The organism is Homoserinibacter sp. YIM 151385, assembly GCF_027912415.1.
Lineage (GTDB): Bacteria > Actinomycetota > Actinomycetes > Actinomycetales > Microbacteriaceae > Schumannella.
Window position 1 is genome coordinate 1706855 of the sequence record NZ_CP115175.1, and the last position, 24743, is coordinate 1731597.

22 protein-coding genes and 1 pseudogene are annotated in these 24743 nt (G+C 72.8%); 8 read left to right on the forward strand and 15 right to left on the reverse strand.

The window, feature by feature from the left end:
• The first annotated feature begins 100 nt into the window (after positions 1-100).
• Together OF852_RS08250 and OF852_RS08255 are read left to right on the forward strand one after the other, a co-directional pair.
• Complete coding sequence (locus OF852_RS08250) at positions 101-778, forward strand: DUF3105 domain-containing protein (protein WP_271118692.1); 678 nt, start codon at positions 101-103, stop codon at positions 776-778.
• Positions 775-1476 (forward strand): DUF305 domain-containing protein, encoded by a 702-nt coding sequence (locus tag OF852_RS08255; protein WP_271118693.1) that lies wholly within the window; start codon positions 775-777, stop codon positions 1474-1476. The genes OF852_RS08250 and OF852_RS08255 overlap by 4 nt, the downstream gene beginning before the upstream one ends.
• Here the strand turns inward: OF852_RS08255 and OF852_RS08260 are convergent.
• The 4 genes from OF852_RS08260 to OF852_RS08275 form a co-directional block, all read right to left on the reverse strand.
• On the reverse strand, positions 1473-3449 hold the full coding sequence (locus OF852_RS08260) for an ABC transporter ATP-binding protein (RefSeq protein ID WP_271121144.1): 1977 nt from the start codon (positions 3447-3449) through the stop codon (positions 1473-1475). The genes OF852_RS08255 and OF852_RS08260 overlap by 4 nt on opposite strands.
• 159 nt (positions 3450-3608) lie before the next feature.
• Positions 3609-4547 carry a carbohydrate ABC transporter permease gene (locus OF852_RS08265; RefSeq protein ID WP_271118694.1) on the reverse strand — a complete coding sequence of 313 codons (939 nt, stop codon included), beginning with the start codon at positions 4545-4547 and terminating at the stop codon, positions 3609-3611.
• A complete protein-coding gene (locus OF852_RS08270; protein ID WP_271118695.1) occupies positions 4544-5674 on the reverse strand; it encodes a carbohydrate ABC transporter permease in 1131 nt (376 codons plus the stop codon). Before OF852_RS08270 ends, OF852_RS08265 begins: the two co-directional genes overlap by 4 nt.
• A gap of 106 nt (positions 5675-5780) precedes the next feature.
• A complete protein-coding gene (locus OF852_RS08275; protein ID WP_271118696.1) occupies positions 5781-7106 on the reverse strand; it encodes an ABC transporter substrate-binding protein in 1326 nt (441 codons plus the stop codon).
• Positions 7107-7418: 312 nt separating this feature from the next.
• Here OF852_RS08275 and OF852_RS08280 point away from each other — a divergent pair, with 312 nt between their 5' ends.
• Complete coding sequence (locus OF852_RS08280) at positions 7419-8441, forward strand: LacI family DNA-binding transcriptional regulator (protein ID WP_271118697.1); 1023 nt, start codon at positions 7419-7421, stop codon at positions 8439-8441.
• 98 nt (positions 8442-8539) lie between these two features.
• On the opposite strand, the gene OF852_RS08285 is transcribed toward OF852_RS08280, so the two are convergent.
• The gene (locus tag OF852_RS08285) at positions 8540-10525 is read right to left on the reverse strand and encodes a hypothetical protein (RefSeq protein WP_271118698.1); all 1986 of its coding nucleotides are present in this window, start codon (positions 10523-10525) and stop codon (positions 8540-8542) included.
• Between the two features lie 331 nt (positions 10526-10856).
• Between OF852_RS08285 and OF852_RS08290 the strand changes: the two genes are divergently transcribed.
• Positions 10857-12464: a LuxR family transcriptional regulator gene (locus tag OF852_RS08290; protein WP_271118699.1), complete on the forward strand. Its 1608-nt coding sequence runs from the start codon at positions 10857-10859 to the stop codon at positions 12462-12464.
• Positions 12465-12753: 289 nt separating this feature from the next.
• Here OF852_RS08290 and rplL read toward each other — a convergent pair whose 3' ends face one another.
• The 5 genes from rplL to OF852_RS08315 all read right to left on the reverse strand — a co-directional run bounded on the left by rplL (position 12754) and on the right by OF852_RS08315 (position 16725).
• Complete coding sequence (gene rplL, locus OF852_RS08295; RefSeq protein WP_271118700.1) at positions 12754-13143, reverse strand: 50S ribosomal protein L7/L12; 390 nt, start codon at positions 13141-13143, stop codon at positions 12754-12756.
• A 45-nt stretch (positions 13144-13188) separates the two neighbouring features.
• Positions 13189-13707 (reverse strand): 50S ribosomal protein L10, encoded by a 519-nt coding sequence (rplJ, locus tag OF852_RS08300; protein ID WP_271118701.1) that lies wholly within the window; start codon positions 13705-13707, stop codon positions 13189-13191.
• 239 nt (positions 13708-13946) lie between these two features.
• A complete protein-coding gene (locus OF852_RS08305; protein WP_271118702.1) occupies positions 13947-14666 on the reverse strand; it encodes a hypothetical protein in 720 nt (239 codons plus the stop codon).
• A 227-nt stretch (positions 14667-14893) separates the two neighbouring features.
• Positions 14894-16003 carry a Gfo/Idh/MocA family protein gene (locus OF852_RS08310; RefSeq protein ID WP_271118703.1) on the reverse strand — a complete coding sequence of 370 codons (1110 nt, stop codon included), beginning with the start codon at positions 16001-16003 and terminating at the stop codon, positions 14894-14896.
• Positions 16000-16725, reverse strand: a complete 726-nt coding sequence (locus tag OF852_RS08315) for a sugar phosphate isomerase/epimerase family protein (protein WP_271118704.1) — start codon at positions 16723-16725, stop codon at positions 16000-16002. Before OF852_RS08315 ends, OF852_RS08310 begins: the two co-directional genes overlap by 4 nt.
• Before the next feature lie 132 nt (positions 16726-16857).
• On the opposite strand from OF852_RS08315, the gene OF852_RS08320 reads away from it, so the two are divergent.
• Positions 16858-17469, forward strand: coding sequence for a YqaJ viral recombinase family protein (locus tag OF852_RS08320; RefSeq protein WP_442908612.1), 612 nt, complete (start codon positions 16858-16860; stop codon positions 17467-17469).
• Between the two features lie 96 nt (positions 17470-17565).
• On the opposite strand, the pseudogene OF852_RS08325 reads toward OF852_RS08320, so the two are convergent.
• Positions 17566-18093, reverse strand: a pseudogene (locus OF852_RS08325) (DUF998 domain-containing protein); the annotation flags it as partial.
• 192 nt (positions 18094-18285) lie between these two features.
• Here OF852_RS08325 and OF852_RS08330 point away from each other — a divergent pair.
• Positions 18286-19251 carry an NADP-dependent oxidoreductase gene (locus OF852_RS08330; protein ID WP_333781456.1) on the forward strand — a complete coding sequence of 322 codons (966 nt, stop codon included), beginning with the start codon at positions 18286-18288 and terminating at the stop codon, positions 19249-19251.
• An 87-nt stretch (positions 19252-19338) separates the two neighbouring features.
• Here the strand turns inward: OF852_RS08330 and OF852_RS08335 are convergent, their stop codons facing one another.
• Genes OF852_RS08335 through OF852_RS08345 form a run of 3 tightly spaced genes read right to left on the reverse strand, consistent with a single transcriptional unit; the run spans position 19339 to position 22040 of the window.
• The gene (locus OF852_RS08335) at positions 19339-20352 is read right to left on the reverse strand and encodes a sugar phosphate isomerase/epimerase family protein (protein ID WP_271118706.1); all 1014 of its coding nucleotides are present in this window, start codon (positions 20350-20352) and stop codon (positions 19339-19341) included.
• Positions 20349-21476: a Gfo/Idh/MocA family protein gene (locus OF852_RS08340; RefSeq protein WP_271118707.1), complete on the reverse strand. Its 1128-nt coding sequence runs from the start codon at positions 21474-21476 to the stop codon at positions 20349-20351. The genes OF852_RS08335 and OF852_RS08340 overlap by 4 nt, the downstream gene beginning before the upstream one ends.
• 27 nt (positions 21477-21503) lie before the next feature.
• A complete protein-coding gene (locus tag OF852_RS08345) occupies positions 21504-22040 on the reverse strand; it encodes a GNAT family N-acetyltransferase (RefSeq protein WP_271118708.1) in 537 nt (178 codons plus the stop codon).
• Between the two features lie 97 nt (positions 22041-22137).
• On the opposite strand from OF852_RS08345, the gene OF852_RS08350 reads away from it, so the two are divergent.
• Positions 22138-23586 carry an NAD(P)/FAD-dependent oxidoreductase gene (locus OF852_RS08350; RefSeq protein WP_271118709.1) on the forward strand — a complete coding sequence of 483 codons (1449 nt, stop codon included), beginning with the start codon at positions 22138-22140 and terminating at the stop codon, positions 23584-23586.
• A complete protein-coding gene (locus OF852_RS08355; RefSeq protein ID WP_271118710.1) occupies positions 23583-23972 on the forward strand; it encodes a cupin domain-containing protein in 390 nt (129 codons plus the stop codon). The genes OF852_RS08350 and OF852_RS08355 overlap by 4 nt, the downstream gene beginning before the upstream one ends.
• An 83-nt stretch (positions 23973-24055) precedes the next feature.
• Here the strand turns inward: OF852_RS08355 and rplA are convergent, their stop codons facing one another.
• Positions 24056-24742, reverse strand: a complete 687-nt coding sequence (rplA, locus tag OF852_RS08360) for a 50S ribosomal protein L1 (protein ID WP_271118711.1) — start codon at positions 24740-24742, stop codon at positions 24056-24058.
• Position 24743 lies beyond the last annotated feature (1 nt).

A 24743-nucleotide genomic window follows, 5' to 3' on the forward strand; every position in this document is an offset into this window, starting at 1 on the left:
GCGGGCGGACTCCCGGGATCGGATGGGGGACAATGTGGTTGCACCTGCATGGATCGTGTCGACAGGTCACCCATCCCACCGCGCGACGAGAGGCCACGCGATGAACCAGCCCAGCGACGGCAAGCCCACCATCAAGCAGCAGCGAGCCGCCCAGCGCGAGGAGAAGCTCGCCTCCTTCAGGCGGAAGCAGGCGGCCGAGAAGCGCAACCGCCGCATCGGCATCGCGGCCGCGATCACGGCCGGCGTCGCCGTCCTCGGCCTCGTGATCGGCTTCGTCGTCGTCCCGGCGCTCGTGCCCGCGCCGCCGCGCGACCCCGCCGCGACCGGCGAGGTGCAGACCTGGGACGACCTCGAGAGCGTCCACACCGGCAGCACCGTCGACTACGAGGGCGAGTACGACATGTACCCGCCCGCCGGCGGCCCGCACAACCCGGCCTGGCTCAACTGCGCCATCTACACGGAGCCGCAGAAGAACGAGAACGCCGTGCACTCCCTCGAGCACGGCGCGCTCTGGTTCACCTACGACCCGGCGCAGGTCGAGGGCGCCGAGCTCGAGGCGCTCGCGGCCGTCGTGCCCGACGAGTACGCGATCCTCTCGCCGTTCCCGAACCTGGATGCGCCCATGGCGGTCTCCGCCTGGGGCGCGCAGCTGAAGTTCGAGGACCCGGCCGACGCGGCCGTCGCCGACTTCATCGAGCAGTACTGGCGCTCGCCGGACGTGCCGGAGCCGGGCGCCTCCTGCGCCGGCGCGATCGACGGCCCCGGCAAGCAGGCGTGACCCGGGTCGAGGAGGCCGTGGGGCCCGATCCTGAGACGGAGCCCGCCCGAGGCGGCGGCTCCGGCCGGCTCGTCCTCGCGGCGGTCCTCGTGACGCTCGTGCTCGTCGCGAGCGCCTTCGTCGTCGGACGGATCAGCGTCGGGCAGACGGCGCCGCCGACGAGCGAGAGCCCCGCCGCGGGCTTCCTGCGCGACATGCAGGTGCACCACGCGCAGGCCGTCGAGATGTCCTTCATCGTGCGCGACGGCACCCTGGACGAGGACGTCCGCCGCATGGCCTACGACATCGCGACCTCCCAGTCCAACCAGGCTGGCCAGATGTACGCGCTCCTGTTCTCGTGGGATCTCCCCCAGGCGAGCCGCCAGGAGCGGATGACCTGGATGACGATCCCGCCGATCGACGGGAGCGGCCACGAGCACGAGGGCGGGGCGCACGTGCCCGGCGAGCCCATGCCGGGGCTCGCGACCGACGCCCAGCTCGACCGCCTCCGCGCGCTCGAGGGCGCCGACGCCGAGCGGTACTTCCTCGAGCTCATGCTCGCCCACCACCGGGGCGGGGTCGAGATGGCCGATGCGATCGCGGTGCGCACCGATCAGGAGAAGGTGCTGACCCTCGCGCGGAGCATGCAGCTCGCGCAGACCTCGGAGATCGACGCCATGACGGAGATGCTCGAGGAGCGCGGCGGCCCCCTCCCCTAAGAGGTGGGTTTCTCCGCATCCGCCGCGCGGATCCGCGCGGCGGATGCGGAGAAACCCACCTCTTCGGGGCTCGGGAGCGGGGCGGACGCGCTGCGCCCCGCGAGCTGCTCGGCCACGAGCCGCGCGTAGACCCCGCCCGCCGCGAGGAGCTCCGCGTGGCTGCCGCGCTCCACGATCCGCCCGCCGTCGACGACGAAGATGACGTCGGCCCGGACGACGGTCGAGAGCCGGTGGGCGATCGCGATCGTCGTGCGGCCCGCGGCGGCCGTGTCGAGGGCGTGCTGCACGACGCGCTCGCTCACGGTGTCGAGGGCGCTGGTCGCCTCGTCGAGGATGAGCACGGCCGGATCCTTGAGCAGCACGCGCGCGATCGCGACCCGCTGCTTCTCGCCGCCCGAGAGCCGATAGCCGCGCTCCCCCACGATCGTGTCGTAGCCGTCCGGGAACGCGGCGATCGTCTCGTGGATGTTCGCGGCGCGCGCCGCCGCCTCCAGCTCCTCCTGGCTCGCGTCCGGCCTCGCGTAGCGGAGGTTCTCGGCGATGGACGCGTGGAACAGGTAGGTCTCCTGGCTCACGATCCCGATCGCGCCGACGAGCGACTCCTGCCGGAGCTCGCGGACGTCGTCCCCCGCGAACTCCACCCGGCCCGACACGGCCTCGTGGAGCCGGGGCACGAGGTACGAGACGGTCGTCTTGCCGGCACCCGAGGGACCGACGAAGGCCGCGTGCTGCCCGGGCAGGATCTCGAAGTCGACGTGCTCGAGCGTCGGGCGGGAGTCGGCGGGCGCGTCCGGATACCGGAACGTCACGTCGCGGAAGGCGACCTCCCCGAGGCGGTCCCGCCGGACCTCCCTCGCATCCTCGCGGTCCACGATCGCGGGCACGAGGTCGAGGTACTCGAAGATGCGCGCGAAGAGCGCCTGCGAGGTCTGGAGGTCGAGCGCGACCCGCATGAGCCCCATGAGCGGCCAGGTGAGCCGAGCCTGCACGGTCGTGAACGCGACGACGGTGCCCGCCGTCACCGCCACATCCTGGAAGATCAGCCAGGCCGCCACGAGGTAGATGACCGCGGGGATGATGCTGAGGAAGATGTTGACGAGCGCGAAGAAGCCCTGGCCGGTCATCGTCTGCCGCACCTGCAGGCGGATCTGGCGGCGGTTCTCCTCGCGGTAGCGGCCGACCTCCGAGCCCTGCTGGGTGAAGGCCTTCGCGAGGAGGATGCCGGAGACGCTCAGCGCCTCCTGCGTGATCGCCGTCATCTGCGAGAGCGACTCCTGCGTCTCGGTCGCGACCCGCGCGCGCACCTGCCCGACGCGCCGCTGCGCGAACGCGATCGCCGGCAGGAGCACGACCGCGACGAGCGTCATCTGCCAGCTCAGCACGAGCATCGAGACGAAGGCGGCGATGACCGTCACGGTGTTGCCGATGACGCTCGAGACCGTGTTGCTCAGCACCCCGGCGACCCCGCCGACGTCGTTCTGGAGCCGCGACTGGATGACGCCCGTCTTCGTGCGCGTGAAGAAGCCGAGCTCCATCGCCTGCAGGTGCGTGAACAGGCGCACGCGCAGCGACCCCATCACCTCGTTGCCGACCCGGGCCGTGAGGTAGGTCTGCCACACGCCGAGCAGGGCGGACCCGATCCAGAGCACGACCATGAGCGCGACGAGCTCGACGAGCACGGGGACGTCGGGGCGACCGGATGCGGGGAAGAGCCCGCGGTCGAAGGCCTGCTGGGTGAGCAGCGGCGGCACGACGCTGATGCCGGCGCCGATGAGCACGAGCACGACCGTCAGCACGAGCGCCCGGCGGTGCGGCCGGAACAGCGAGCCGATGCGCGGCAGGAGGTCGGGAATGCGGGGCGCGGCCGCGTTCTCGGCGCGCTGCGCCGCGGCGTCGGCGGCGCCGATGCGGGTGCGCGGCTTGCCGTAGCGTCCCGGGCTCCCGGCCCCGCCCGGCCGCCCCGGCGCTCCCATGCTCACGAGGCGAGCCTACGGCGGCCCGCCGACGGTGCGCTCGCGCCCGCCGACCCGGACCGCCCGCCCTCGGCCCGCCCTCGGCCCGCCCCCGGCAGAGGACGGGGGCCGGGCGCCCTCCGCGGCACCCGGCCCCCGGCCGGTCTGGACCCTCCCGGATCAGCCCTTCGTCGAGCCCGCCAGGAGGCCGCGCACGAAGTAGCGCTGCAGCGAGAAGAACACGATGAGCGGGACGATGATCGAGATGAACGCGCCCGCCGGCAGCAGCTGCCAGTTGCGGCCGAATTCGCCCGTCAGCTCGCCCAGCGCCCGCGTGATCGGCGAGGCCTGCCCGCCGGCGAAGATGATCGCCACGAGGAGGTCGTTCCAGACCCAGAGGAACTGGAAGATCGCGAAGGACGCGATCGCGGGCAGCGAGAGCGGCAGGACGATCCGGAAGAAGATCTGCCCGTGGCTCGCGCCGTCCACGCGGGCCGCCTCGATGACATCCCCGGGGATCTGGCTGATGAAGTTGTGCAGCAGGAAGATCGCGAGCGGGAGCGCGAAGATCGTGTGCGCGACCCACACCTGCGAGAAGAGCCCCGCCTGCTGCAGGCCCTCGTAGATGACGTTGTCGTTGTCGAGCTTCACGCCACGCGAGAACAGCGACAGCAGGGGCACGAGCGCCATCTGGATGGGGACGATCTGGAGGGCGAACACGAGGATGAAGATCGTGTCGCGCCCCTTGAACGGCATCCAGGCGAAGGCGTAGGCGGCCATCGAGGCGATCACGAGCGGGAACACCGTCGCCGGCAGCGAGATCGCGATCGAGTTGATGAACGGCCCCATGAGGCTCTCGCTGCCGAACAGCACGGCCTCGTAGTTCTCGAAGGTGACCGTCGGGTTGACGAAGATCTCCCACCAGCCGGTGCGGATGATCTCGTCGCGGGGGCGGATCGAGGTGACGAAGAGGCCGACCGTGGGGATCGTCCAGAGCACCGCGATCACGAGCGAGGCGATCGTCGCCCCGCGGCTGGTGAGCCGGCGCTTCGTGCGCTTCGTCGCCGCCCTGAAGCTGCGCTCGTCGATGGCGGGGGCCGCCGAGACTGCCGTGGTCATCGGATCTCCCTCTGCTTCTGGATCTGCCGGGCGTTGAAGATGACGATCGGGAGCACGAGCAGGAACAGGATCACGGCGAAGGCGGAGGAGCGGCCGGTCTCGAAGTTCTGCAGCAGGCTCACCATGTCGTTGGCGATGACGCCCGTGTCCGGATAGGCCATGCCCATGGTGCGGACGATGTCGAACACCTTGAGCGAGGCGATCGAGATCGTCGTGATGACGACGACGAGCGAGCTCGAGATCCCCGGGATCGTGACGTTCCAGAAGCGCTGCCAGGCGTTCGTGCCGTCGAGCTGCGCCGCCTCCATCTGCTCCGCGGGCACCCCCTTGATGGCCGCCGAGAGGATCACCATCGCGAAGCCCGTCTGGACCCAGATGAGGACCACCATGAGCAGGAAGCTGTTGAGCGGCACCTGCTGCAGCCAGTTGACGGGGCTCCCGCCGAACCACACCACGATCTGGTTGAGGAGGCCGTACTGGCTCTGCCCCTCCTCGCGGTACGCGTAGATGAAGCGGAAGATGATCGACGCCCCGACGAAGCTGATCGCCATCGGCATGAAGACGAGCGCCTTGAAGAACCGCTCGCCGCGGGAGCGGTCGATGAAGACCGCGTAGGCGAGGCCGATCGCGGTCGAGACGATCGGCACGACGAGGACCCAGATGATCGTGTTGCGGATCGTCACGAGGTTGTTCTCCGAGCTGAAGATCCAGACGAAGTTGTCGAAGCCGATGAAGTTGCCGCGCGAGCTGAGGAACGAGTTGATGAGCGTCTGGATCGTCGGGTAGACGAGGCCGATCACGAGGAGCACGAAGGCCGGCGCGAGGAAGCCGGCCAGCGCGAAGAGGTAGCCGGTCCCCTCCTTCTGCCGGTAGTCGAGCACGAAGAAGACGCCGCCCAGCACGGCGGCGACGGCGGCGGCCCACCAGACGGAGCCGAGGAGGAGGAAGACCGCGACGGGGATCAGGATGCAGGCGACGGCCCGGATGATCGTGTACGTGCGGCCCTTGCGCGGCGCGATCTCGATGAGGAACAGCACGAGGGCGGCCGCGGCGAGGAACAGGAGGATGACGATCGGGATCTGCGCCAGCGGAGGCAGCTTCCCGATCGCGGACAGGAGGTCTTTCATGATGCCTCTCTCGTTGTCGGCGTTGACGACGTGGGCTCAGCGGCGAGCCGAGGGGCGAGCGGGCCGCCCGGGGAGGGATCCCCGGACGGCCCGCGCACCGCGCTGACTACTCGCTCGGCCAGCCGGCCTCGATCTGCTCGAGGACGGTGTCGAGGTCGTCCCCGTTCACCCAGGCGACCATCCCCTTGAAGAAGGTGCCCGAGCCGACGGCGCCCGGCATGAGGTCCGAGGCGTCGAAGCGGAACGTGGTGTTCTCGTCCTGGAGGATCTCGATGGCCTGCGTGAGGATGCCGCTCGACGCGTTCGCCGGGTCGAGGCCCTTGTTCGCGCTGATGACGCCGCCGAGGCTGACTCGGCTGTTGGCCCAGTCGGCGCTCGAGAGGTACTCCTGCACCGCGATCGTGTCCTCGTCGTTCGAGAACGCGGCCACGATCTCGCCGCCGCCCGTGACGGCGCTCGCGCCCGCCTCGGTGCCCGGGGTCAGGAACGCCCAGATGTCGCCGTCCTCCGCGACCTCGCCGCCGGCGTCGGAGATGAAGCCGTCGTAGAAGGAGGCCTGGTGGTGGAGGGCGCAGTCGCCGTCGACGAGGGCCGTCGCCGGGTCGCCGAAGGGGGTCGAGTTGATCGTCGTGACGTCGCCGTAGCCCGCGTTGACGTAGTCCGGGTTGAGGAGGATCTCGCCCACCGACTCGAAGGCGGTCTTGATCGCCGGGTCGGTGAAGGGGACCTCGTTCTCGACCCACTGGTCGTAGACGTCGGGGCCGGCCTCGCGGAGGACGAGGTCCTCCACCCAGTCGGTGCCCGGCCAGCCGGTCGCGGCGTCGGAGCCGAAGCCCGCGCACCAGGGCTTCTCGCCCGTGTCGGCGATGGTCTGGCTGAGGGCGAGCATCTCGTCCCAGGTCTGCGGGACCTCCCAGCCGTTCTCCTCGAACTGGCTCGGCGAGTACCAGACGAAGCCCTTGACGCTCGCCATGAGCGGCGCGCCGTAGAGGGTGTCGTTGACGGTCGCGTAGCCCGCCCAGTCCTCCGACCAGCCCTCGGCGACGTTGTCGGCGACGCCCTCGGGGGCGGGCTGCACGTAGCCGCGGTCGGCGAGGTCGCCGAGGAGGCCCGGCTGCGGGAAGATCGCGAGGTCGGGGGTGTCGCCGGCCTGCGCGCGGCTGCCGATCTCGGCCTCGAACTGCTTCGACGACTCGTACTGGATGTCGATGTCGTTCTCGGTCTCCCAGTCGGCCCACGACTGCTCGAGGAGCTCGGCCTCGGTGTCGGCGATGGTGCCGTAGATGGTCACGACGCCATCGGCCTCGCCGCGGTCGCCCGGGCCGTCGCCGGCCGGTCCGCCGCCGCCGGAGCAGGCCGCGAGGGTCAGGGCTGCGATGCCGCCGATCGCGATCGGCAACAGCACGCGACGGTGCAAGGTGGTGGAACCCATGAACTGCCTCCTCATCGAGGTCTCCATTCGGACTCGGGTCGAGCCCTTCGTGCCCGCGTGTCCCGCGGACGGGGGGAGCGGATCGACGCTGTGATCCTCCGACCCGCAACCGCTTCCACACGTCACGTTATGGGAGCCCGGCGACTCCTGCAAGTGCTTTGGCGGCCTCCGGATGTCACGATTCCGTGACGGGACTGGAACGGCGAGGCGCCCGGAATCCGGGCTCGACGGCGCGCGGGATGCCTGCAATCATGGAATCGGTTCCACACCGGATGACGGCGTCCGGTGGCCGCGGATGCCGAGGAGGGATCCATGGGCTCGCTCTCCGAGGTGGCGCGCCGTGCCGGCGTCTCGAAGGCGACCGCCTCCCGAGCGCTGAGCGGCGCCGGCTACGTCTCCGACACGACCCGCGCCCGAGTCGTCGAGGCGGCGGCCGACCTCGGCTACGTGGCCTCGAGCGCGGCGGCGAGCCTCGTGACCGGCTCGACCCGCAACGTCGGCGTCGTCACGCCGTACATCAGCCGATGGTTCTTCGCAGAGGTGCTCGAGGGCGTCGAGGGCGCGCTCATCGAGGCCGGCTACGACCTCACCCTCTACCGGATCGGCGACGACGCGACGCAGCGCCGCCGGGTGTTCGACTACTTCCTCATGCGGAAGCGGGTGGATGCCGTCATCGCGATCGGGGTCGCGCTGAGCCGGGAGGAGGTCGATCTCCTCCACCTCCTCGGCAAGCCGGTCGTGGGGATCGGAGGCGACGTCCCCGGGATCCCGACCATGCGCATCGACGATGTCGCGGTGACCCGCCTCGTCACGGAGCACCTGCTCAGCCTCGGGCACCGGCGGATCGTGCACCTCGGCGGCGAGCAGGACGAGCAGATGGACTTCCGGGTGCACGGCAAGCGGCTCGAGGGCTTCCGCGCGGCGCTCGCGGCGGCGGGGGTGCCGACCGGGGATGCGGCCGACGACTTCGTCGCGACGCCGTTCTCGGTCGCGGGCGGGTATCACGCGGCGATCCACCTCCTCGCGGACCCGCGGACCCGCCCCTCGGCGATCGTGGCGGGCTGCGACGAGATCGCGATCGGCGCGATCACCGCGGCACGGCAGCTCGGCATCCAGGTGCCGGCGCAGCTCTCGGTCGTCGGGATCGACGATCACGAGCTCGCGGAGATCTTCGGCCTCACGACCGTCCGGCAGTCGCCCCGCGAGCAGGGCGCCGCCGCGGTGGAGGCGATCCTGGGCCCGCTCGGCGGCGGCAGGCCGCTCGACGCCCGGCCCCGGCTGATCCCGACGAGCCTGCGGGTCCGGACGAGCACCACGGCGCCGGCCGCCGAGTAGGCGCTCGCCGCCGGGCGGGCACCCGCCGCCGAGCAGACGCACGGAGGGGCCGGGCCGCGTGGCCCGGCCCCTCCGCTCTGGGCAACCCCTCCGGTCGCTCAGCTGGCGCGTCGACGGCGGACGAATCCGATGACGACGAGGGCGAGGCCGATCTGCAGGAGCGCGAGCGCGCCGACCACCGGGCCGGTCGCCGAGGCGCCGGTCATCGCGAGCGTCGGCAGGTCACCCGGCGGGATCGGCAGCGTCGGGAGCTCGCTCGGGCAGGCCCGCGCGGTCGCGGTCTCCGAGGCGTGCAGGACGCCGGTCGAGTTCGCCACGGTCACGCGGTAGTCGCTGCCCGCGACGAGCTTGTCGAAGGTGACCCGCTCGTCGCCGCTCACGATGCCGGCGACCTTCCCGGCCGCGACGTAGTCGCCGTCGACGACCCGCTCGAGCTTCGCGGTGTAGTCCTCGCCGTCCTCGAGGTCCTTGAGCCCGACCGAGATGGCGGTCTTGCCGCCGACCGCGGTGCACTGCTCGAGGTCCATCGCGAGCGCGGGGTTCCGCGGGCAGGCCGCGACCTGCTCGGTCACGGAGGCGCGGGCGCCGTCGTCGCGGGTGTCCGCGACGGTGACCGTGTAGTCGAGGCCCGGGGTCAGGCCCCGGTAGACGACGGGCTCCATGCCCGCGCTCGCCACGACCGTCTGCACGCGCTGGTTCGGAACGGGCTCGAGGTCCTGCGAGATCGCGACGTCGTAGCTGCGGCCCGCGGCCAGGCGGCCGTCGAGCTCGACCGTGAGGTCGGCGCTGTCGCCGGGCGCCGTGCAGACGCTCGCCGCGAGCGAGAAGCTCGGCACGAGCGCGCAGGCGAGGGAGGTCACGGTGTCGCTGCTCGCGTACTTCGACGCGAGCACGTCCGCCACGGTGACGGAGAGGCGCTTGCCCGGCTCCACATCCACGACGAGGTCCTTCTGCGCGGCGTCGGCCGTGAAGCGGCCGCCGTCGATCGCGGCGCCGTTGATGGTGACCTCGTACTCGCGGCCCGGCTGGAGCTGGTCGAGCGAGATCTTCAGCTCGCCGGCCGCCTGGCCGAGCGTGCAGTCCGCGAGCTGGAGCACGGGGGTCGCCGGCTGCGTGGGGCAGGGCACCGCGGTGACGGTGTTCGAGGTCGTGACCTTCTTCGTGACGGAGTCGGTCAGCGTGACCCGGTACTCCGTCCCGGGGGCCGGAGCGGAGAAGGTGAGCGTCTCGGAGGGGCCCTGCGCGACGAAGGTCCGCGTGCCGTTCGCGCCGACGAGCGTCGCGGTGTACTGGCGGCCCGCGACGAGATCGGACAGCAGCACGTTGACCGTGGCGCTGTAGCCGGGGGCGGTGCACTGATCGATCGTGATCTCGATGGCCGCGTTCTCGGGGCAGGGCTCGATCGTGACCGACTTCGCGGCGCTCAGCGTCGTGCCGCGCTCGGTGACGCGCACCTCGTAGCTCGCGCCCGGCTCGAGGCCGGTCCAGCTCACCGAGTGCTCCGTGCGGTCGGCCGTGAAGGACTTGGCGAGCGCATCGACCGTCGAGCCGTTCTTCGAGATCGCGACGTCGTAGGCCTTGGAGGCCACGAGACCCGTGAAGCCCGCGGTGAGGTCGCTCGTCGCGCCCGGCTCGGTGCACTGGGTCGCGCTGAGGTCGATCGCCGGCGCGGGGCACGGCTGGCTGGTCTGGGAGGTCGTGTAGTCCCAGCCCTTGGTGCCCGGGTCGTCCCACGCGTCGACGTCGACCGACCAGGTGGTGGCCGTGCTGGGATCGGTGAAGGGGATGAACTTCTCGAACTTCGACCCGAACTTCGTCGTCGTCGCGACGCCGTCCTGCGTGAACGTGACCGAGTTGGCCTCGCCCTTCGAGCCGTTGTAGCTGAGCAGGCTGACCTGCACGCCGGAGCAGCTCGGGGCGACCTTCGGCGTGTGCGCCTCGGCCGTCGTGGTCGTGGCGAGCACGACGCCGGAGGCGACCAGCACCGCCGCGGCCGCGGCCGCGATGAGCTGGATGATCCGCCGACGCGGGCGGGGGACGGTTGCGCCGTCACGGCGCGCTCGGGTGCGGGCACCAGAAAGCATTCGGGGGAGCTCTCTCATTCACGGCACGTCGCTGTCGACGGGGCTTCGTGGGCGGCTCGACAGAGGGTAAGGCTCTCGAGACGCAGCTCCAGTCGACCGGCGTCGGGCCAGTCGGGACCGATCGTGGGGGGCGATCGGCAACTCGGCTCGTGGGGGGTGAGCAAAGTTGTCCTCAGTATGGTGGACACCCATCTGGGCCGCAAGTACCCTGTCGAAGGATGTGCATAACCCGCATCCGGGGACTGGGAACCCGGATTCGGCGCCCCGCATCGAGCCCGACCTCCCTCGGCGCCCCACCCCCGACGGCGCCGTCCGAACGAGAGAACGCTCCGTGGACCCCGGATTCCCAGACACGCTGCAGCACGCGGTGCGCTCCGCGCGCGCCGACGGCGACCCGGACGGCGCCGCCGACGCCATCGAGGCGGGATGGCGCATCGCGGCCTCCGAGCACGGCGCCCTCCTCCGCGTCCTCGTCCGCGAGCTGTCCCCCGACGTCTGGCGCCGCCGTGCGGCGATCGCAGCCGCGCTCGGTGCGAGCCACCGCTCCCCCGACCCCCTCGAGCCGGGCGCCGCGCTCGCCTACTTCGAGGCGGCCCGCGGCATCCTCGTCTCCGCGCCCGACGACGGCGGGCGGCGGCTCGCCGTGCGCCTCGCGCACGCCGCCGCCCTGCGCTGCGCGGGGCGGCTCGACGACGCGCACGAGCTCCTGTCCGAGCCGGAGGAGCTCGCGGACCGGACCGGCGCCGAGCTGCCCGAGCGCATCGGCGCGGAGGCGGGCCTCGCGCTCGAGCGCGGGCTGCTCGCCATGCACCGCGGCCGGCTGCACGACGCCGAGCGCGAGCTCCGCACGGCCGACGGCCTCCGCAGCCACCTCCTGCGGTCCGAGCGCATCGAGATGCTCGGGGCGCTCGCCCTCATCCGCCACGCCGACGGCGAGCCCGAGACCGCCCTCGGCGCCGTGGCGGAGGTGCGCGCCCTCGCCGCCGGCACCCGCCTGCTCGCCTCGCCGGTCGCCGCGCCCGCGCTCATCGCGGAGCAATTCGTCGCACTCGAGCGCGACGAGCTCGAACGCGCCGAGCATCTGGCGCCCGAGATCGCGCGCGCGGCCCGGCGGAGCGACTGGCTGCCGCTCGCCGCCGTCTCCTCCGCGCGGCTCGCGGCCCTCCGCGACGACCTCGTCGGATCCCTCGAGCACCTGCGCGCGGCGAGCCGCGCGCTCGAGTCCTGGCAGGGCGAGCCCATCGTCGGGCCGCTCGCCGAGACGCTGCGCGCCGCCGCGCTCATGGCGCTCGGGCAGGGCGACGAGACCTGGCGCATCCTCACCGCGATCGCACCGGATCCCCGGCATGTCGCATGCCCCGGCCGGATCATCGCGCGCCTCCGGCTCGAGAACGGCGACCTCGCCGGCGCCGAGCGGGCGCTCGAGGCCTGCGGCGAGGCCGGCGACGCGCACACGGGCCGCACCCTCGTCGAGGTCATGCTGCTCCGCGGCGCGATCGAGCACAGTCGCGAGCGCGGACGCGCGACCGGCCACTGGATCGACCGGGCCCTGCGCCGGATGGCGGAGGGCGGCCTCCACCTGCCCGCGCTCATCATCCCCGACGCGCTCCGCCCCGGCATCCTCGAGGCCGCCGCCGCGCGCCCGCAGCCGGAGGTCGTGCTCGCGCTCATCGAGGGGCTGCGCTCGGTCGGAGGATCGGCCGCGGTCGCGACCGTCGATCCCGTGGACGGCGACGCGCTGCCGGGCCCGCTGAGCGATCGCGAGCTCGGCGTCCTCGAGCAGGCCCGCCTCGGGCACGGCGTCGCCGGTGTCGCCGGCGCCCTGTACCTCTCGCCCAACACCGTGAAGACCCATCTGCGCAACATCTACCGGAAGCTCGGGGTCCGATCCCGCGAGGAGGCGGTCCGCAAGGCGGAGGCCCTCGGCCTCTACCTGTGAAGGGGAGACCGCCCGGTCCTCCCGCGCCGAGCGGTCGGGTGACCTCCGGGCGTCACCCCCTCCTCACCCGCGCGGGCGCGCCGAAACGCGGTCCGGGCTGATTGGATGGCCGAGGCCCGAAACTCGCGCGGTCCCTGATCCCCGTGCGAGCGCGGTCTTCGAGCGGGGGCGACCGGCTGGCTCCGGATCGTCCCCGCTCATCTCGGCGCCGCACGCGCCCTCGCACTCGGGGACGACGAAGGGCGCCGCACCCCGGAGGATGCGACGCCCTGTCGTGTGGTGCGGGTCGTTACTTGAGGACGACCGTCGCGCCGGCAGCCTCGAGCTGCTCCTTGGCCTTCTCGGCGGTCTCCTTGTTCGCGCCCTCGAGCACGGTGCCGGGGACGCCGTCGACGAGGGCCTTCGCCTCACCGAGGCCGAGGCTGGTGAGGGCACGCACCTCCTTGATGACCTGGATCTTCTTGTCGCCGGCGGCCTCGATGACGACGTCGAAGGAGTCCTTCTCCTCGACCTCGGCAGCGGCGCCCGCGCCACCCGCGGCGGCGGGAGCGGCGGCGGCGACCGGAGCGGCGGCGGTGACCTCGAAGGTCTCCTCGAACTTCTTGACGAAGTCGCTGAGCTCGATGAGCGAGAGCTCCTTGAAGGCGTCGAGCAGCTCGTCAGTGGTGAGCTTGGCCATGGTGTTTCTCCTTGGGTGTGTGGGTGTCTATTCGCCGGGGCGCCCTCAGGCGGCCTCGGACTCCTGCTTCGCGCGCAGCGCGTCGACCGTGCGGACGGCCTGCGCGAGGGGCGCGTTGAACATGTAGGCAGCGCCGAAGAGCGAGGCCTTGAAGGCGCCGGCCAGCTTGGCCAGCAGCACCTCACGGGACTCGAGATCGGCGAGCTTGGTGACCTCAGCCGCGTCGAGGGGGGCGCCATCGAAGTAGCCTCCCTTGACCACGAGCTGCGGGTTCGCCTTGGCGAAGTCGCGCAGTGCCTTCGCGACGGTGACGGTGTCACCGTGCACGAACGCCATCGCGGAGGGACCAGCGAGCTGGTCGTCGAACGAGGTGATACCCGCCTCGTTCGCCGCGATCTTCGTCAGCGTGTTCTTCACCACGGCATAGGTCGCGTCGTCGCTGATGCTCTTGCGCAGCTGCTTGAGCTGAGCGACGGTGAGACCGCGGTACTCGGTGAGCAGGACCGCGTTCGAGTCGCGGAACTTCTCCGCGAGCTCGGCGACGGCAGCTTCCTTGTTCGCCATGGTGCTCCTGTGCTTGTCGTGGATGATCTGCCGCGGAGCCGTGTCCTGGATGCGGGATCCTGGACGGAAAAGAGAAGAGCTCCGGCGCATGCGCACGGAGCTCTGGGAATCGGATCTCGCGATCCGTCACATCGTTCGTGTCACCTGCGCGGGACCCTCTCTCGAGGACTTCGTCGACGCATCCGATCGGACGGATCCGGTCGGGCGCGTCGAGACCAGCGGTCTGCGGCTCGGACAGGCTACCCCGTGCGCGGGCCGCGCGCAAACCGGCGCCCGCGCATGATGAGGAGCGCGGCGACGACGATGAGGAGCAGGAGCACGGCCGCGACGACCGCACCGCTCGGGTCGACCGTGCCGGGCGGGGTCGCGGCGCCGTCCGGCCGCTCGACCCGGGCCTCGTCGATCGCGACCGGCGCCGCGATCCCCGAGCCGCCCGAGCGCAGCGCCGACAGCGTGCCGTCGTCGTCGAGGGCGAGCCAGGCGCCCGCCTCGGGGACCTCGATCAGCTGCGCCGCCTCCGGCATCCCCGCGATCGCCTCGGCGGCGTCCGGGTCGGCCGCGAAGCCGGCGAGCTCGGGAGCCTCGACGTCGGGGTCGATCCAGACGATCGCGTAGCCGGGACGCCCGTCGCCGACGCGCACGGGGACGACCCACGCGTTCGCGAGGACCGTCGGCGGCTCGGTCGCGGGATCCTCGAACCAGGCCTCGGCGAGCCACCAGACCCGGTGGATGCCGTCCGGCTCCGCCTCGGAGGCGTCGAGCCCCTGCCCCGCGGCGTCGTCCCCATAGAAGCGGTCGAGCCGATCGACGAGGTCGTCGCGCACGAAGTCCCGCACCTCGAGCGGGACGGAGCCGGCCGAGTCGCCGGACTCCGCGACCGCGGCGCCCGGCGCCGCGACGAGCGCGAGCAGCGCCCCCGCGGCGAGCGCCGCGAGCACGCGGCGCGCGGACCCGATCATGGCACGACGGTACCGCCCGCCCCACGCCGCTCCGCCTCACTCCGCCTCACGTCACGTCGCTCCACGTCACGTCACGTCTCTTCCGAAATGCAGGAGCGGCGCCGACCGGACCCCGGGATGCCGGGGCCCGGACGCGGCGCGGGGGCGGCCGGTCCTGCATTTCGGAAGGTGATGGCGGGCGGGGACCGGCGGGCGGAGTGCAGCGGCGGCGCAGGCGGGGGCGGCGGTCAGAGGGTCGCGGCGCTCGGGTCCCAGTCGGCGGGCAGCGGGGCCTGCGGGCCGACCGTGCTCGCCACGTCGACCGCGCGGCCGCGCGCCGCGGCATCCGCGATCGACACCATGACGTCGAGCACGTGGAAGGCGAGCTCGCCGCTCGCCCGCTCCGGGACGCCCGCGCGGATCGCCCGCGCGAGATCGACGACGCCCGAGCCGCGACCCCAGGTGGAGCCCTCGGCGTCGAGCTCGCGGCCCGGCTCCCCCGGCTGCCAGAGCGTCGACGCGCCCTCGAAGGTGTTCGGGTCCGGCAGCTCGATGCCGCCCGCCGAGCCGCCGACCTCGACGATCGCCTCGCGCGCGATGTGCGTGTCGAAGCTGAAGATCGCCTGCGCCGAGGCGCCCGACTCGAACTCGAGCAGCGCCGCGTGGTGGCTCGGCACGACGACCGGGAAGTCGGTGCCGGCGAGCGGCCCCGACCCGATCGTGCGCGAGGGGCGCGCGGTGGAGGCCGTCGCGCTCACCCGCGACACGGGGCCGAAGATCTGCACCAGCGCCGTCAGGTAGTACGGGCCGATGTCGAACAGCGGGCCCGCCCCCGTGTCGAAGAGGAACGCCGGATTCGGATGCCAGGACTCGGGACCCGCGGACTGCGCGGCCGCGAGCGCCGTCAGCGGCTGGCCGATCTCGCCCGCCGCGAGCGCGCGGAACGCCGTCTGGAGTCCCGCGCCGAGGAAGGTGTCGGGCGCGCACGCGACCCGCACGCCGGCCGCGGCCGCCGCATCCAGGAGTCGCCGCCCGCTCTCGCGGTCGAGCGCGATCGGCTTCTCGCTCCACACGTGCTTGCCGGCGGCGACGATCTGGAGGCCGACCTCGACGTGCACGGCCGGGATCGTGAGGTTGACGACGATCTCGACGTCCTCGCGGGCGAGGAGCTCGTCGACCGTGCCGTGGCCGGCGACGCCGTAGGCCTCCGCCTGCGCCTGGGCCCGCGCGAGGTCGAGGTCGGCGATGAAGCGCACCTCGACATCCGCGAAGGAGGTCAGGTTGTCGAGGTACTGGCCGCTGATGACGCCCGCGCCGATGATCCCGACGCCGACTTGGCCGCTCGCCGCGGCGCTCACGGGCGCACCCCCGACTCGAGGTAGTCGTAGCTGTCGATCAGCGCCTGGAAGACGTCGCCGCGGGTGTCGTCGAGCTCGGCGACCGGCTGCGCCGAGGGGGCCGCCGCGAGCACGGCGGGCACATCCATCGCGCCCGTCCCGACCGCGACCTGCGCCTCGTTGTCGTGCGAGAGGTCGCCGTCCTTGATGTGGAGGTGCGTCACCCGCTCGCCGAGGCGGAGCAGCAGCTCGGGCGCGTCCACGCCGCCGACGGCCGCCCAGTAGGTGTCGACCTCGAGGACGACCGCATCGCCGAGGAGGTCGGCGAGGACCTCGAGGGCCGGGGTGCCGTCGATGCGGCTCGAGAGCTCCCACGCGTGGTTGTGGTAGCCGAGGCGGAGACCGTGCTCGGCCGCCTGCGGTGCGAGCTCGACGAGGCGGGCGGCGGTCTGCTCGACCTGCTCGCGGGTCTCCCAGCGCTCGGCGGGGATGAAGGGGTCGATGATCGTCTCCAGCCCGAGCCGGGCGGCGGCGCGGAAGGCGGGCGCCGGATCCTCGGCGTCGACGAGCGGGGCATGGCCGGAGGGGGCGCGAAGGCCGGCGGCGGCGAGGCCCTGCTCGAGCTCCTCGACGCGGTCGACGAAGCCGAACAGCTCCACGTCGCGGTAGCCGATCTCGGCCAGGCGGGAGAGGGTGCCGGGCAGATCGGCGGCGAGGGCGTCTCGCACGGTGTAGAGCTGCACGGAGAGAGGTTGACGGGACACGGTGTCGACTCCAGACGTCGTCGGCGGACTGATTTCGGACCCGCGTCGAGTCTAGGCGCTCACGGCGTCGTGCGTCGCCTCGTGACGCCGGCAGGGGCGATGATGGATGCCGTGACGATCGTGCAGCCGCAGCTCCCCCTCTGGGGCGAGGAGCGCGCGCCGTCGCACCGCGACCGCATCGTCGCGCACTCCGACGACCGGGTCGGCTGGCTCCGCGCCCGCGCCCGCGGCGTGACCGCGACGGATGTCGCCCGCATGTCGAGCCGGAGGGCGCTCCAGGCGCTCGCCCTCGAGAAGCTGCTCGGCACGGGATTCACCGGCAACGCCTTCACCGCCCACGGCCGCGCGCGCGAGCCCGAGATCGGCCGCTGGGCGAACCGCGTCTACGGGATGCGGCACTCCGGCGAGCTGTTCCACGCGGAGGCCGACCCGCGCCACCTCGCGACGCCCGACGGCTACCGGGAGCGCGAGGGCGTGCTCGAGCTCTGCGAGATCAAGACGACGTCATCGACCTGGCGCAGCATCCCCCGCTCGTACCTGCGGCAGGTGTGGTGGCAGCAGTACGTCCTCGGCGCCGAGCGCACGCTCGTCGTGTGGGAGCGGCACGTCGACTTCGTGCCGGTCGACCCCGAACCGAGCTGCCGCTGGGTGGACCGGGACGAGTCCGAGATCCACCGGCTCGTGGGGCTCGCCGACGAGCTCCTCGAGCTCATGCGCCGCTGACGCGGCCGTCGCGGCGCGTCGGAACGCGATCGAGCAGCCGAGCGCGAGGATCCAGGCGAGTCCGATGGTCGTCGCGACGAGCTCGAGCCGGCTGCCGAAGGCGGCGTTCCAGCGCAGCAGCGACATGAGGCCGCCGGCGCCCGCGATCAGCGCGACCGAGAGCGCCGCGGCGAGGGATGCGCGGGCGAGCCCGCGGTGCCCGACCGCGAAGGAGCACTGCAGCATCGCCCAGCACGCCGCCGCGAAGGCGAGCACCGCGACGACCGTGTGCACGAGGTCCTGCCAGGTGAAGGTCGCACCCAGCGGCAGGGGGCAGCCCGCCGTGCAGTTCGCCTGGGAGGCGACGAGGAAGAAGGCGCACGAGATCCAGAGCGAGAGCGAGGGGCTCCAGGCGGCGAGGACGGCGGGACGCGAGCGGATGCCGCGGGCGGCGAGCGCGACGAGGCTCGCCCCGGCCACGATCCCGAGGAGCGCCGCCTCGAACCAGTGCTCCGTCGGCATCCCGACCGCCCCGAGCTCGGAGACGTAGAGGTCGCGCCGGACGGTCGAGCGCGCCGCCCAGATGGCGGCGAGCGCGGCGGCGATGAGCGCGGCGCCGCCGGCGGCGAGGATCCGGTCGCGCATCAGACCTCGGCGTCCGCCGGCCGTGCGCCCGCCCCGGCGCGCGGGACCCGGGTCGCGCCCACCACGCCGACGACGCGGAGGGCGGTGCAGCGCGGTCGCATGCCTCGGATGCTACTCGCGACCGTGACCCGGCCGTAACATCCACGACTCATCGATGCGGTGGGATGAGACCAGATCGGGGAGGCGATGACGATGTCGACGATGCGGGCCATGACGTTCTCGGGCGCCGGGGGGCCCGAGGTGCTCAGGATGGGGAGCGCGCCGATGCCGGTGCGGGCCAATGCCGAGATCCTCGTGAAGGTCGTCGCGGCGGGAGTGAACCCGATCGATGCGAAGACCCGCGCGGGCCGCGGGGCGTACGGGGCGATCGCGCAGTTCCCGGCGGTGCTCGGCAACGACTTCAGCGGCATCGTCGTCGAGGCGCCGTACGAGGCGCACGCGCTCCAGCCGGGCACCGAGGTCTACGGGATGGGCATGGTGCCGCGCATGTCGGGCGCCTACGCCGAGTACCTCAGCGTCACGGAGCTCAGCGTCGTGCGGAAGCCCTCGACGCTCTCGCACGTCGAGGCGGCGGGCGTGCCCCTCGCGGCGCTGACCGCGTGGGGCATGGTCGTCGAGACCGCGAAGGCGCACGAGGGGCAGCGGATGCTGATCCACGCCGGCTCCGGCGGCGTCGGGCACTTCGCGGTGCAGTTCGCCGCCTACTTCGGCGCGCACGTCATCGCGACGGGCTCGACCCGCAACGGCTCGTGGCTCCGCGAGCTGGGGGCGGCGGAGGTGATCGACTACTCGACGGAGCGCTTCGAGGAGGCGGCGCGAGAGGTGGATGTCGTGATCGACCTGATCGGCAACGTCCAGGACGAGACGGGCACGCGATCCCTCCGCGTCCTCCGACCGGGCGGCCTGCTCGTCAACGCGCCGACGGGCAGCTGGCCGGGCATGGCCGAGGAGGCGGCGGCGGCCGGGGTGCGCGCGACCGGCTACCGGGTCGCCCCCGACGGCACGCGCCTCGCGGTCATCTCGCGGCTGCTCGAGTCGGGCGACGTCCGCGTCTACGTCGACGGCGTGTACGACCTCGCCGACGCCGCGGAGGCGCACCGCCGCCTCGAGACGGGGCACACCCGCGGCAAGCTCGTCCTCAAGGTCTGCGAGGGCTGACCCTCCCCACGCGAGAGACATGTCTCTCGCGGGAGGGACGGCGTCACCGCGCTGTCCAACACGCGAGAGACATGTCTCTTGCGACCGTCACTCGGCGTTGGCGGCGAAGGCGGCGTCGAAGGAGGCCGTCGGCAGCTCCCAGAGGAGGGAGCGCACGAAGCGCTGCGCCTCCTCGGCGCCGTGCAGGCGGTCCATCCCCGCGTCCTCCCACTCGACGGAGATCGGCCCGGCGTAGCCGATGTGCCGCAGCGCGCGGAAGGCGTCCTCCCACGGGACGTCGCCGTGGCCGGTCGAGACGAAGTCCCAGCCGCGGCGCGGGTCGCCCCAGCCGAGGTGCGAGCCGAGCACGCCCGCCCGCCCGGAGGAGGGCCGGATCCGCGTGTCCTTGCAGTCGACGTGGTAGATCCGCTCCGCGAAGTCGGAGATGAAGCCGACCGTGTCGATGCCCTGCCACATCATGTGCGAGGGGTCCCAGTTGAAGCCGAAGGCCTCCCGGTGCCCGATCGCCTCGAGCGCCCGCACGCAGGTCCAGTGGTCGTAGGCGATCTCGCCCGGGTGCACCTCGTGCGCGTAGCGGACGCCCTCGGCGTCGAAGACGTCGAGGATCGGGTTCCAGCGGTCGGCGAAGTCCTGGTAGCCCGCCTCGATCACGTGGTCGGGCACGGGCGGGAAGAGCGCCACGTAGGGCCAGATCCTCGAGCCCGTGAAGCCCGTGATGGTGTCGACGCCGAGCTTGCGCGCCACCTTCGCCGTCAGCTTCATCTCCTCCGCCGCACGCTGGCGAACGCCCTCCTGGTCGCCGTCGCCCCAGACCCGCTTGCGCACGATCGCCTCGTGCCGGAAGTCGATCGGGTCGTCGCACACCGCCTGGCCGGTCAGGTGGTTCGAGATCGCCCACACCTTCAGCCCGTGCCGGTCGAGGATGTCGACCCGCGACTGCAGGTAGTCGTCGTCCTCGGCGGCCCGCCAGACGTCCAGGTGCTCGCCCGAGCACGCGATCTCGAGGCCGTCGTAGCCCCACGAGGCCGCGTGCGCCGCGACCTCCTCGAGGCTCAGGTCGGCCCACTGGCCGGTGAACAGGGTCACGGGGTGGGTGCTCATGCGGGATCCTCCTCGATCTCGGTCCAGATGCCGCGGCCGTCGGCCGAGGCGAGCACGGCGTCGACGATCCGCGCCGAGCGCAGGCCGTCGGCGATCGTCGGGAGCCCCTCCGGGGCGGCGCCGCCGATCGCGGCGTAGGTGTCGCCGACGAAGGCGTCGAAGCAGTCCTGATATCCCTGCGCGTGGCCGCCGGGCACGTAGCTGAGCCGCGCCGCGTCGTCCGCCGCCCGGCCCGCGCCGCGGGCGATCGTCACGCCCTGCTCGGGGCTCCCGATCCACGCGGTCTCCGGCTCCTCCTGGTCGAAGACCGCGGAGGCCTCCGCGCCGTCGAGCTCGAACCACAGCCGGTTGCGGCGCCCGCCCGAGACCTGCGAGACCATGACGTTGCCGAGGATGCCGGAGCCGGTCCGCATCGTCACCGCCGCGAGGTCCTCGGTGCTGACCCGCACCTTCGGGGCGTCCGCGTCGGCGAGCGTGAAGGTCTCGGCCGAGGGCGCCGGACGCTCCGGGATCGCGATCGCGGTCGTCGCGCTCAGCTCGGCGAAGCGCTCGCCCGAGACGAACTCGACGAGGTCGCACCAGTGCGAGCCGACATCGCCGAAGGCGCGCGAGCGCCCGCCCTCCTCCGAGTCGACGCGCCAGTTGCCCGCCGACGGCGACAGCATCCAGTCCTGCAGGTACGAGCCGTGGAGCGCGTACCAGCGGCCGAAGTCGCCGCGGATCCGCCGGGCGCGGAGCTCGCGGATGATCGGGTGGAAGCGGTAGACGAAAGGCACGGTCGCCGTGAGCCCCGTCTCCTCGGCGACCCGCGCGATCTCGGCGGCGTCGGCGGCGGAGGTCGCGACCGGCTTCTCGACGACGACGTGCTTCCCGGCGCGGAGGGCCGCGAGCGCGACCGGCGCGTGGGTCTGGTTCGGGCTGCACACGTGGACGACGTCGACGTCGAGCTCGAGCAGCGCCTCGAGGGAGTCCGCGGAGTCGACGCCCCAGCGGTCGGCGAGCGCCGCGCTGCGCTCCGGACGGGACGACATGACGGCGACGAGCTCGCCGCCGGCGGCCTGGATCGCACGGCGGTGGACCGCGGCGATCATGCCGCCGCCGACGATGGCGGAGCGGATGCGCATGCGCCCCAGCCTAGACAGGCGCCGGGCTCAGAGGGGTCGCTCCCGGACGAAGTCGCTCTCCCAGCGGTCCCCGAGCCGGAAGCGCTTGCGGCCCACCTGCTCGAAGCCCTGCCGGGCGTAGAACGCGTTCGCGCGCGCGTTCTGGTCGTTGACGCCCAGCCAGATGCCGGCCGCACCCGTGCCGCGCGCCGCATCCAGGCTCGAGGCCATGAGCCGGGCCGCGAGCCCGGCGCCGTGGTGCCCGGGGTGCACGTAGATCTTCGAGAGCTCGATCGTCGGGCGGATGCGGATCGCGCCCGCGACGTCCTCGTCCGAGGGCTCACCCCCGATGAGCATCGTGTAGCCGAGCGGCTCGCCGCTCGAGGCCTCGACCGCGATGAGGAGGATGCGCGCCGGGTCCGCGAGGTAGCGCCCGAAGGCCTCCTCGCTGAGGTGCTCGGCGATGAAGGAGCGCTTCGCCGCCTCCGTCGCGTCGGGCGGGCAGGCGAGCGGGAAGGTGAGGGCCGCGATGCGGTGCAGCGCGGCGGCGTCGGCGGGCAGCGCGAGGCGGATGAGATCGGGCACGCGAGGAGTCTAGGGATCCGACGCGCGCGCCGATTGCATCCCGGGGCGCCGCCCCGCTTGAATGGACCCCGCCCCAGGACCCGACGATGGAGACCACATGGCGCGCGGCACGACCGTCTACGAGCGCTATCCCGCGCCCGCTGCCGCCATCGAGCACGCGCTCGAGGGCACCCGGCAGTCGGCGTTCTGGCTCGACTCCCTGCCGGACCGGCCCGCGCATCCCCCGCTCCGCGGCGACGCCCGCGCCGACCTCGTCGTCGTCGGGGGCGGGTACACGGGGCTCTGGACGGCCGTCCGCGCCAAGGAGCGCGACCCGGGCCGACGCGTCGTTCTCCTGGAGGCGAAGCGGATCGCGTGGGCCGCCTCCGGCCGCAACGGCGGCTTCGTCGAGGCGAGCCTCACGCACGGCGAGGAGAACGGACGCCGCCGCTGGCCGGAGGAGCTCGAGGAGCTCGACGAGCTCGGCCGCGAGAACCTCGAGGGGATGCAGGCGACGATCGAGCGCCACGGGCTCGACGTCGAGTGGGAGCGCACCGGCTCGCTCGAGGTCGCCGTCGAGCCGCACCAGCTCGACTGGCTCGAGGGCGAGGAGCCGGTCGGCGACGACCCCGCCGCCTGGCCCGAGGTCGTCCGGCTCGACGCCGCCCGCCTCCGGCAGCAGGTCGACTCCCCCGCCTACCTCGGCGCCACCTGGCACCGCCGCACGACCGCGCTCGTGCACCCCGCGAAGCTCGCCCTCGAGCTCGCGCGCCTCGCGGCCGCGCTCGGGGTCGAGATCCACGAGGGCAGCCGCGTCCTCCGGCTCGAGACGCGCGGCCGCGGCGCGGTCGAGGTGCGCACGGATGCCGGCCGCATCCTCGCCGACCGGGTCGCCCTCGCGACCAACGTCTTCCCCTCGCTGCTGCGCCGCGACCGGCTCATGACCGTGCCCGTCTACGACTACGTGCTCATGACGGAGCCGCTGAGCCGCCGCCAGCTCGACGCCATCGGCTGGGCGGGGCGCCAGGGCATCGGCGACCTCGCCAACCAGTTCCACTACTCCCGCCGCACCGCCGACGACCGCATCCTCTACGGCGGCTACGACGCCGTGTACCACGCGGGAGGCCGTGTCCGGGCCGAGCACGAGCGGCGCCCGGAGAGCTTCCGGCGTCTCGCGAGCCACTTCCTCACGACCTACCCGCAGCTCGAGGGGGTGCGCTTCACGCACCGCTGGGCGGGTGCGATCGACACCTCGACCCGCTTCTGCGCGTTCTTCACGACCGCCCGCCACGGCCGAGTCGCGAGCGCCGCCGGGTTCACCGGCCTCGGCGTCGGCGCGGCGCGCTTCGCCGCCGACACCGTGCTCGACCTGCTCGGCGGCGAGCCCACGCACCGCACCGAGCTGCGGATGGTGCGCGAGCGGCCGCTGCCGTTCCCGCCCGAGCCCGCGGCATCCCTCGGCATCAACGCGACCCGCTGGTCGCTCGACGAGGCCGACCACCGGGGCGGACGCCGCAACATCCTGCTCACGACGCTCGACGCGCTCGGACTGGGGTTCGACTCGTGACCGGCGTCGACATCCCCGGGGCGCCCGGCGAGCCGCTCGAGCCCGGCATGGCGATCCTCGCCGCCGCCCTCGAGCTCGAGCACGAGCCGCTGCCGCCCGAGCAGGTCATCCACGGCGCCCCGACGACGGCGGTCCGGATCCTCGAGGAGCGCGAGGGCCGCGAGCTCGGCGTCTGGGAGATGACGCCCGGCATCGCGTGGGACGTGGAGGTCGACGAGACCTTCGTCGTGCTCTTCGGGGATGCGACGGTGGACTTCGAGGACGGCGTCGACCAGGGACGCTCGGTCGCGCTCGCGCCCGGCACGATGCTCCGGCTGCGCGAGGGCCAGCGGACCCGCTGGACCGTGCGGCAGACCCTGCGGAAGGTCTACTCGGCGACGCTCTGACGCCATCCCTCCGCATCATCCCCCGCAGACGCGGAACGGGGCCCGCGCGATGCGCGAGCCCCGTCCGTGGTGCGGTGACCGGGTCAGATGACGCTGACGTCCAGCGGCACGCCCGGGCCGAAGGTCGTCGAGACCGACGCCTTCTGGATGTAGCGGCCCTTCGAGGAGGACGGCTTGGCGCGGTTGATCTCGTCGAGCGCGGCCTTGAAGTTCTCGTCGAGCTGCTCGGCGGTGAAGCCCGCCTTGCCGATCACGAAGTGCACGTTCGCGTGCTTGTCGACGCGGAACTCGATCTTGCCGCCCTTGATGTCCTCGACGGCCTTCGCCGCGTTGGGGGTGACGGTGCCGGTCTTCGGGTTGGGCATGAGGCCGCGGGGGCCGAGCACCTTGCCGAGACGGCCGACCTTGCCCATGAGCTCCGGGGTCGACACCGCGGCGTCGAACCCGGTCCAGCCGCCCGCGACGCGCTCGATGAGCTCGTCGCCGCCGACCTCGTCCGCGCCGGCCGCGATCGCGGCCTCGGCCGCCGGGCCCGTCGCGAACACGATGACGCGCGCGGTCTTGCCGGTGCCGTGCGGGAGGATGACGGTGCCGCGCACCATCTGGTCCGCCTTGCGCGGGTCGACGCCGAGCTTGAGCGCGACCTCGACGGTCGAGTCGAACTTGGCGGAGCCGGTCTCGCGGATGAGCGTGACGGCCTCGGTGGGGCCGTAGAACTTGTCGGCCTCGATCTTCTCTGCTGCGGCGCGGTACGCCTTCGACTTCGCCATG